This is a genomic window from Pseudomonas proteolytica (assembly GCF_007858275.1).
GTDB lineage: Bacteria > Pseudomonadota > Gammaproteobacteria > Pseudomonadales > Pseudomonadaceae > Aquipseudomonas > Aquipseudomonas proteolytica.
The window spans coordinates 68,054-74,794 of sequence record NZ_VFEV01000032.1; the positions used below are offsets into that span (position 1 = coordinate 68,054).

Sequence of the window (6,741 nt, forward strand, 5' to 3'; positions counted from 1 at the left end):
GGTTTGCCCGAGTGAGGGGCGATGTATTGATCTCGATCAGGCAGCTTGCGGCATTTCACCGCGGGCCAGGCGCTGATTGATGTCGGCGATCACGCCGGGCAGGTCGGTGATGGTGTCGATCAGGTAGTGCGGGCGCGAGCCGGCGAACAGCGTTTCGATGCGCTTGCGCTCGCTGGCCAGTGTCGCCGGGTCCAGCGCACGGAACTGCTCGTAGGTCAGGCCCAGGGCGTTGCCCGAGCAGGTCAGCGCCACCGTCCACATCCCGGCGCGACGGCCTTCGAGGATGCCCGGCACGGTGTCGTCGATCTTCACGCAGGCCGCCACATCATCGATGCCCAGGGCAATCACGTTGGCCAGGGCCTGGGCGGGCCATGGGCGGCCATTGGGTACTTCGTCGGTGGCGACGACGTGGTCGGCGATGTAGCCGTTGGTGGCAGCCAACTCGACCACCTTGTCCATCACTTGCTTGGGGTAGCCGGAGCAGGAACCGATCTTGATCCCTTGCGCACGCAGTGCGGCGATGGTCTCCAGGGCGCCGGGAATCAGCGCCGAGTGCTCGGCGATCTTCTCGATCTGCAGCGGCATGAAGCGCTCGTAGATGGCGGTCACGTCAGCGTCGGTCGGCGTGCGGCCGAAGGCTTTGCGATAGCGCTCGGCCACTTGCGGCTGATCACACAGGGTGCGGATGTGGTCCCACTTGCCCATGCCCATCGGGCCACGGGCTTCTTCGATGGACACCTGGACGTCGAACTCGGCAAACGCCTCGACAAAAATCTGCGTGGGGGCGAATGAGCCGAAGTCGACCACGGTGCCGGCCCAGTCAAGGATGGCGGCCTGCAGGGTGTTGGGGTTCTGATAGTTCATGGTAAAAATCCTATGGCTAATGGGGCGTTTTTTGTAGGAGCGAGCTTGCTCGCGAAAAACCTGAGGGCGCCGCTGTGAACCAGGCCGCCCGCGTTATCGTTAACCCACTTCGCGAGCAAGCTCGCTCCTACACATCTCTTGCAGCGCCTGGGCAATCGCCGCCACTGCCGCTTGCATCTCTGCCTGGTTGACATGGCCGATGCAGCCGACGCGGAAGGTTTCGACCTGGGTCAATTTGCCCGGATACAGAATGAAACCCTTGGCCTTGACCCGCTCGTAGAAGTCCTTGAACTGGTAGCGCGGATCGCTCGGCGCGTGGAAGGTGACGATGATCGGCGCCTGGATCGCGGCGGGCAGGAAGCTGCGCAGGCCCAGTTCGGCCATGCCGTCCAGTAGCGTCTGGCAGTTGGCGGCATAGCGCTGATGACGGGCCGGCAAGCCACCTTCCTCGTTGTATTGCAGCAGCGCTTCATGCAAGGCGGCCACTACGTGGGTCGGCGGGGTAAAGCGCCATTGGCCGGTCTTGGCCATGTAGGCGTGCTGGTCGAACAGGTCCATGGCCAGGGAATGGCTGTTGCCTTGGGCGGCGGCCAGCGCTTGTTTTTTGGCAAAGACAAAACCCATGCCCGGCACGCCTTCCAGGCATTTACCGGAAGCGGCAATCAGGGCGTCAAACGGCACCTGGGCCGCGTCGATGGGCAGCGCGCCAAAGGAGCTCATGGCGTCGATGATCAGGCGTTTGCCATGGCGCTGGATGACCTGGGCGATCTCCGGCAGCGGGTTGAGGATGCCGGTGCTGGTTTCGCAGTGGATCAGCGCGACATGGGTGATGGTGCTGTCAGCCTGTAACAGCCGATCCACATCAGCGGCGGTGGTGGGCTGGTCTTCGGCGGTCTCGAAGGTGCTGAACGGGCGGCCGAGCACTTCGCAGATCTTCGCCAGCCGCTTGCCGTAGGCTCCGTTGATCAGCACCAGCACCTTGCCATCCCGTGGCACCAGGGTGCCGATGGCGGCTTCGACGGCGAAGGTGCCGCTGCCCTGCAAGGGCACGCAGTGATGGCTGTCGCCACCGTTGATGATCGCCAGCAGTTGCTCGCAGAGGCTGGCGGTCAATTGGTTGAAGCGGTCATCCCACGAACCCCAGTCAACCATCATGGCCTGACGGGTGCGGGCGGAGGTGGTCAGGGGCCCCGGTGTGAGCAGGATCGGCGCGGCAGTACTCATTCTCATGTCCTCGCAAAGCAGTGGGATGAAGCTACGGGACATAAATTGCAGTTTGGCTTGTCATCAATCAAATTGTTTGTTGTTATGCCAGCCATCAGTGAGGCCGATAGCTATGAATCTTTTTCAACTCCGCGCATTTGACGCCGTGGCCCGGGACGGCAGCTTTACCCGTGCCGCCGCGCGCCTGTTTATCAGCCAGCCGGCCGTGACCGGGCATATCAAGGCGCTGGAAGAGCACTACCAGATCACCTTGCTGCGACGTGCCGCACGGCGGGTCGAGTTAACCGAAGAAGGGATCAAGCTGGCGGCCATCACCCGCAGCATCTTCGGCCAGGTGGATGAAGCGCAGGCCCTGCTGGAGGCCAACCGCCAATTGCTCACCGGGCGCCTGGAAGTGGCGGCGGATGGGCCGCATATGGTCATGCCCATGCTGGCAAAGCTGCGTGCGCGGTACCCGGGGATTACCGTCAACCTGCGCCTGGGCAATGCCCAGGAAACCCTGGCGGCGCTGTTGTCCGAGCACGCGGATGTGGCGGTGTTGACGCAAGTGGAGCCACGCAAGGGCGTGCACCTGCAGCCCTTGAACGAGTCACGTATCTGCGCCTTGGTACCGGCTGGCCACCCGTGGCTGGCGGATCCGGCGGGTATCCGCCTGGAGCAGTTGGACCAGGTGATCATGGTGCTGCGCGAGCCCAGCTCCATCACCCGCCGCACCTTCGACGAGGCCTGTGCCAAGGCCGGCATACAGCCCAAGGTGTTGCTGGAGCTGGACAGCCGCGAAGCGGTGACAGAAGCGGTGGCCGCCGAACTGGGAGTGGGGGTGGTGTCCTCGGTGGAAGTCAGTCGGGACCCGCGTGTGCATGCGATTCCCATCCATGGCGAGGGACTGCTGAACCACCATATGCTCGGGTGCATGGAGCGGCGTCGGGAGTTACGTTTGATTCAGGCGTTTTTTGAGCTGGCTTCCAGTTGATTGGTGCTGATCAGACTGTGCGGCGAGTTATCAATTAAACGTAGATCCCCCTGTGGGAGCGGGCTTGCTCGCGAAAGCGGTGTGACAGGTAGCTTATTTGTTACTCAGACACCGCTTTCGCGAGCAAGCCCGCTCCCACAGAAGTGTCTGCTCAGGTATCCAGGCTCTCGCGGACAATCTCCAGAAAGGTCGCCACCACCCGTCGCGAGCTTTGTTCTTTGAGGCACACCAGTGTTTCCTTCATGCGCTGGGTGCAGTCGCGGATCGGCATGGCATACACCCGGGAGTCTGCACCGAATTCCGAGGCCGAGACTACGCCCACGCCAATCCCTACCACCACCGCTTCACGGGCGGCCTCGCGGCCTTCCACCTGGATCGCCGGGCGAATGCGCAACCCGGCCTGGTGCATCTCCCGTTCCAGGGTCTGACGGGTCACCGAGCCGGTTTCCCGCAGAACCAGGGGCGTGTCGTCCAGGTCCGCCAGGTCGATGAATTCCCGCCCGGCCCACGGGTGGTTGCGTGCAACAAAGGCCAGCATCGGGTCATCGCGCAGCGGGATTGAGAGCAGGCGTTCATCGTCGACGTCGCGCCCCACCAGCGCCAGGTCAGCCTGATAGTTGTGCAGGCGATACAGCGCATCATCGGTGTTACCTGTCTCGATTTTTACCGTGATCCCCGGATAACGTTCGCAAAACTGCGCGATCTGCGGCAGTACATGCACCGGCGCATCCACGGCCAGGGTCAGGCTGCCGGTCTGCAAGGCCTTGGAGTCTTGCAGCAGCTCCTCGGCCTCGGCGGCGACCACAAACAGGCGCTGGGTGATACTCAGCAGGCGTTCGCCCAGGTCGGTCAGGCGCACGGAGCGCTTGTTGCGATGAAACAACAGCACGCCGAAGCGCTCTTCGAGCTTGCGCACCTGGTCGGAAATGGCCGGCTGGGTGAGGAACAGCCGCTCGCCGGCCAGGGTAAAGCTGCCGTGGACCGCTACCGCATGGAAGGCTTTGAGTTGCGCGTGGGAAACCGACATGGCACGACCTCTTACAAGCTGGGCTTATATTTGAAATACGATAAATCGATTTTACCTATTAGTCAGCCATTGCTTTGATAGCCCTCAGTCGCCGTAGGTTGAGTCCTACAACTTCGGCGATCATGGGTCGTTGCGTGCAACCTTGCAGGACTCATCTGACCAGTACCGGTGCCCAGCGACCCGGTACTGCAGTGCAAAACAATAAAAACACAGGCAATTGCTTTTCGATTCTGCCGGCACACTCACACCTGAGGTCAGAACCACCATGAATATCCCTATGGGTAGTATCAAGCGTTGGCGCGTGCAGATTTTCGCCATCACCTGGCTGGCCTATGCCGCCTTCGATTTCACCCGCAAAGCGTTTTCCGTGGCCAAGTTGGGGATCGTCGACGACCCGAGTTTCCCGCTGGACAAGATGATGATGGCCAACCTGGATGGCCTGTACCTGGCGGCGTATGCCGTTGGCCAGTTCACCTGGGGCATGCTCGCCGACCGCTTCGGCCCCAGGGTGGTGGTGTTGGGAGGGTTGGTGATTTCTGCGGCTGCCGCCTTGGTCATGGGCACGTTCGCCACGTTGCCGATCTTCGTCACGTGCATGTTGATCCAGGGCCTGGCGCAGTCCACTGGCTGGTCGGGGCTGTGCAAGAACCTTGGCAGTTTTTTCCCGGCGCAACAGCGCGGGCGGGTGTTGGGTTTGTGGAGCTCGTGCTATGCGTTTGGCGGGTTGGTGGCATCGCCGTTTGCCGGTTGGTGGGCCTATACCCTGATCGGCAGCTGGCACGCGGCATTTATCTCCAGTGCCGCGGTGGTGGCGTTGGTGGCGGTGCTGTTCTTCATTTTCCAGCGCAATACGCCCCAGGACGTTGGCCTGCCGGAAGTGGAGCCTGAGCCGGCAATGAGCGCCGACGAGCAGGCGGCGGCCAAGAAAATCAGCATCCTTGAGCCGCTGCGCGAGATCTTGCGCAACCGCACGGTGCTGACCTTGGGCCTGGCGTACTTCCTGTTGAAACCGGCGCGCTACGCGATCCTGTTGTGGGGCCCGGTCATCGTCTACGAGCAGATGCCCTCGGTGGGCAAGGTCGGTGCCGCTATTGTGCCCACGGCGTTCGAACTGGCGGGCCTGTTAGGGCCGATCATGATTGGCCTGGCGTCCGACAAACTGTTTGGCGCCCGGCGCATGCCGGCCTGTGTCCTCAGCCTGTTGGCGCTGACGGTGTCGCTGGCGCTGTTCATGGGGGCATTGCATACCGGTAGCGTGCTGTTGGTGATGGCCCTGCTGTTTGTCATGGGCCTGACCCTGTACGGGCCGGACTCGATGATCAGCAGTACGGCGGCGATCGACTTCGGCACGGCCAAGGCAGGGGCGACGGCGGCGGGCTTCGTCAACGGTTGCGGTTCGGTGGGGGCGATTCTCGGTGGCCTGTTGCCGGGCTACTTCGATACGGTGACGGTGTTTATCGTGTTCGCCGGCGCCGCGTTGTTTTCGGCGTTGGTGCTGATGCCCTATTGGAACGCCCGGCCTGCGGTTTTGGCGCAAGTGGGCGACTTTGTGCCGGATCGCTCGGTGGCGATCAAACCCCTGCGCACCTGAGGCACCTGCAACGCTGGCCGGTTTTTTGGTGGAACGAAGGGGTCTTGCCCTATAAACTCTGCGGCCAAAGCGCCGGCCAGTAGACGTCTCGGCGCCACGGATATCAAGAGAGTGAGTCATGGGCGCACAGTGGAAGGTTAAACATAAAGAAGCGGCATCCAATGCCAAGGGCAAGATCTTCGGCAAGCTGGTGAAAGAGATCACCATTGCCGCCCGTAATGGTGCGGACACCGCGACCAACGCCCACCTGCGTCTGGTGGTCGAACAGGCCAAAAAGGCCTCGATGCCCAAGGAAACCCTGGAACGCGCGATCAAGAAAGGCGCGGGCCTGCTGGGCGAGACCGTGCAGTACCATCGCGTGACCTACGAAGGGTTTGCCCCGCACCAGGTACCGTTGATCGTCGAATGCGTGACCGACAACATCAACCGCACCGTGGCGGAAATCCGCGTGGCATTTCGCAAGGGGCAACTGGGGGCTTCGGGCTCCGTGGCCTGGGACTTCAACCATGTTGGGTTGATCGAGGCCTCGCCGGATACCCCGGATGCCGACCCGGAAATGGCCGCCATCGAAGCCGGCGCCCAGGACTTTGAAGAAGGTGAAGAAGAGGGTACGACCCTGTTCATTACCGAGACCACGGACCTGGATGCGGTACAGAAAGCTTTGCCGGAGCAGGGGTTTACCGTGTTGTCGGCCAAGTTGGGCTACCTGTCGAAAAACCCGGTCAGCGGCTTGAGCGACGAGCAGATGGCAGAAGTCGAAGCGTTCCTCGAAGGCCTCGACAACCATGACGACGTGCAAGATATGTTCGTCGGCCTGGCGGGCTGACACCGGCCTTTAATCATGGACGGGGGCTAGTGTGGGAGCGGGCTTGCCCGCGATAGCGGTCGGTCAGTTACACCGCTATCGCGGCATAGGTATCTACACAACTTTCAGAAACTGACGAACTCCCCTGTGGCGAGCGGGCTTGCCCCGCGCTGGGCTGCGAAGCAGCCCCAATAAGCCGAATGCGTTGTACCAGATACACCGCAGCGGCTGGTTTTGGGGCTGCTTCGCAGCCCAGC

Annotated in this window: 6 protein-coding genes; 3 read left to right on the forward strand and 3 right to left on the reverse strand. The window is 62.1% G+C overall.

Annotation, left to right across the window (positions count from 1 at the left end; all coding sequences use genetic code 11):
- Nucleotides 1-36: 36 nt before the first annotated feature.
- Together phnX and FIV38_RS21285 are read right to left on the reverse strand one after the other, a co-directional pair.
- The gene (gene phnX, locus FIV38_RS21280; protein ID WP_029298397.1) at nucleotides 37-864 is read right to left on the reverse strand and encodes a phosphonoacetaldehyde hydrolase; all 828 of its coding nucleotides are present in this window, start codon (nucleotides 862-864) and stop codon (nucleotides 37-39) included.
- Between the two features lie 99 nt (nucleotides 865-963).
- On the reverse strand, nucleotides 964-2,088 hold the full coding sequence (locus tag FIV38_RS21285) for a 2-aminoethylphosphonate--pyruvate transaminase (protein ID WP_029298395.1): 1,125 nt from the start codon (nucleotides 2,086-2,088) through the stop codon (nucleotides 964-966).
- Between the two features lie 112 nt (nucleotides 2,089-2,200).
- Here FIV38_RS21285 and FIV38_RS21290 point away from each other — a divergent pair, with 112 nt between their 5' ends.
- On the forward strand, nucleotides 2,201-3,061 hold the full coding sequence (locus FIV38_RS21290; RefSeq protein ID WP_092239034.1) for a LysR substrate-binding domain-containing protein: 861 nt from the start codon (nucleotides 2,201-2,203) through the stop codon (nucleotides 3,059-3,061).
- Between the two features lie 151 nt (nucleotides 3,062-3,212).
- Here FIV38_RS21290 and FIV38_RS21300 read toward each other — a convergent pair whose 3' ends face one another.
- Complete coding sequence (locus FIV38_RS21300) at nucleotides 3,213-4,088, reverse strand: LysR substrate-binding domain-containing protein (RefSeq protein ID WP_070995494.1); 876 nt, start codon at nucleotides 4,086-4,088, stop codon at nucleotides 3,213-3,215.
- Nucleotides 4,089-4,353: 265 nt separating this feature from the next.
- Between FIV38_RS21300 and FIV38_RS21305 the strand changes: the two genes are divergently transcribed.
- Nucleotides 4,354-5,679 carry an MFS transporter gene (locus tag FIV38_RS21305; protein WP_092239036.1) on the forward strand — a complete coding sequence of 442 codons (1,326 nt, stop codon included), beginning with the start codon at nucleotides 4,354-4,356 and terminating at the stop codon, nucleotides 5,677-5,679.
- A 118-nt stretch (nucleotides 5,680-5,797) separates the two neighbouring features.
- Nucleotides 5,798-6,505, forward strand: coding sequence for a YebC/PmpR family DNA-binding transcriptional regulator (locus FIV38_RS21310; RefSeq protein WP_092239038.1), 708 nt, complete (start codon nucleotides 5,798-5,800; stop codon nucleotides 6,503-6,505).
- Nucleotides 6,506-6,741 lie beyond the last annotated feature (236 nt).

What these genes read in the sequence shown, in the direction of transcription:
- FIV38_RS21305 (WP_092239036.1), top strand. Translation starts at nt 4,354, where the DNA reads ATGAATATCCCTATGGGTAGTATCAAGCGTTGGCGCGTGCAGATTTTC.
- FIV38_RS21300 (WP_070995494.1), bottom strand. Translation starts at nt 4,088, where the DNA reads ATGTCGGTTTCCCACGCGCAACTCAAAGCCTTCCATGCGGTAGCGGTC.
- FIV38_RS21290 (WP_092239034.1), top strand. Translation starts at nt 2,201, where the DNA reads ATGAATCTTTTTCAACTCCGCGCATTTGACGCCGTGGCCCGGGACGGC.
- phnX (WP_029298397.1), bottom strand. Translation starts at nt 864, where the DNA reads ATGAACTATCAGAACCCCAACACCCTGCAGGCCGCCATCCTTGACTGG.
- FIV38_RS21310 (WP_092239038.1), top strand. Translation starts at nt 5,798, where the DNA reads ATGGGCGCACAGTGGAAGGTTAAACATAAAGAAGCGGCATCCAATGCC.
- FIV38_RS21285 (WP_029298395.1), bottom strand. Translation starts at nt 2,088, where the DNA reads ATGAGTACTGCCGCGCCGATCCTGCTCACACCGGGGCCCCTGACCACC.